Raw genomic sequence first — 1,586 nt, forward strand, 5'->3', positions numbered from 1 at the left:
CTCCTGATCCGAAAATCGGACATTCACCAGGCACGCGGCAGCGAACCTCACGTGGTGATGCGGAGCAGGGGCGCGCAGACCGGGATAGTCACGCAGCCGGTTCGAGGGTGACGCGATAGCCGAGAGCTTCGAGCTCGCGGATGTGGTTGTGCTTCCTGCGGTCGGGGTTGGTGCGCCGGGTGTAGAAGTCGGCGCCGAGATCGACGAAATGTGCATCGGGGTCGGACAGCAGGTGCCAGATGATGACCAGGATGGAGCGGCCGACCGCGACGATGGCCCGCTTCTTTCCCTTGCGTCGGACGATCCTGCGGTAGCGCTCGCCGAGGAAGGTGTCGGTGCGGCCGACGACGACCGCGGCTTCGCCGAGGGTGCGGGCCAGGTAGCGGTTACCGTGTCCGGTGGTGTTCTTCCCTTTTCGCTTGCCGGCGGACTCTTTGACCGTGGGGGCGAACCGCGCCCAGGAGGTCAGGTGCGCGGCGGTGGGGAAGCGGCTCATGTCCAGGCCGATCTCGGCGATGATCGCATGCGCGGCGGTCAGACCAATTCCGGGAACCTCATCCAGACGCTCGACCGCCGCAGTCAGCGGGGCGATCTGTTGGGTGATCTTCTGATCGAGGGCGGCGATGTCGGTGTTGATCGCATCGACTCGGGCCAGCATCGTGGCCAGCAGGAACGCGTGGTGGTCGGAGAAGCGGCCGGTGAAGGCCTCCTCCAACGCGGAGATCTTGCCGCGCAGACTGGAGCGCGCCAGCTGCGCCAGCGTCTTCGGGCTGCGCTCTCCTTTGATAAGGGCGGCCATCATGGCGCGGCCAGAGACACCGAAGATGTCGGAGGCCACTACGCTCAGCTTGATCTGCGCGTCTTCCAGGAGCTTTTCCACCCGCTGCTTCTCGGCGGTGCGGGCCTCCACCAAGTCCACCCGGTAGCGGGTCAGGTCGCGCAGCAGCCGGATCGCCGGCGGCGGCACGAAGCTGGGCCGCAGCATCTGGCGTTCAGCAACCTTGGCCAGCCAGACCGCGTCCAGCTTGTCGGTCTTCGGGCGGCCGGGCAGGTGCTTGACGTCGCGGGCGTTGACCAGCCAGACCTCGAACCCTTGGGCCTCAAGCAAGTAGAACACGGGCTTCCAGTAGTCGGAGGTGGCCTCCATCACCACGCGGGTGACGCCTAGGCAGCGCAGCCGATCGCTCATCGACAGCAGCGACCGCGTCATCGTCGTGTACGTCTGCACCTCCTGCAGTCGCCTGCCCGGCTTCTTGTCGTCGGGGACGCGGGCGCAGCACACCAGGGTGGCCTTGCCGACGTCCAGCGCGGCGACCCTGTCGATGATCTCTTCGGTGTCGTGGGTATGGGCGAGCATCGGGCCTCCTTACCACCGGGGAACTGGGGTGGTTGCCCGCGGGAGCCGCAGGGGACGGTAGCGAATCTGATCCGCGTGCTCAAAGCAACAGTGAAAGGCCCACAGGCGTGGCTCCCGGCGTCCGACTAAAGCACGGCCTGAACGACCAAGGAGATACGACGTCAGCGAGCAACCACCCCGATTTTCAGGCCCGAACGGCCTGCTCCGCCAGGGGGAGATTGGAGACTAA

General features: G+C 66.2%; 1 protein-coding gene. It reads right to left on the reverse strand.

Annotated features, from left to right (window positions below):
- Nucleotides 1-88 precede the first annotated feature (88 nt).
- Nucleotides 89-1,357 (reverse strand): IS110 family transposase, encoded by a 1,269-nt coding sequence (locus tag HHX30_RS40205; RefSeq protein ID WP_169989195.1) that lies wholly within the window; start codon nt 1,355-1,357, stop codon nt 89-91.
- Between the last annotated feature and the right edge of the window lie 229 nt (nt 1,358-1,586).

Source organism: Microbispora sp. H10836 (genome assembly GCF_012999525.1).
Lineage (GTDB): Bacteria > Actinomycetota > Actinomycetes > Streptosporangiales > Streptosporangiaceae > Microbispora.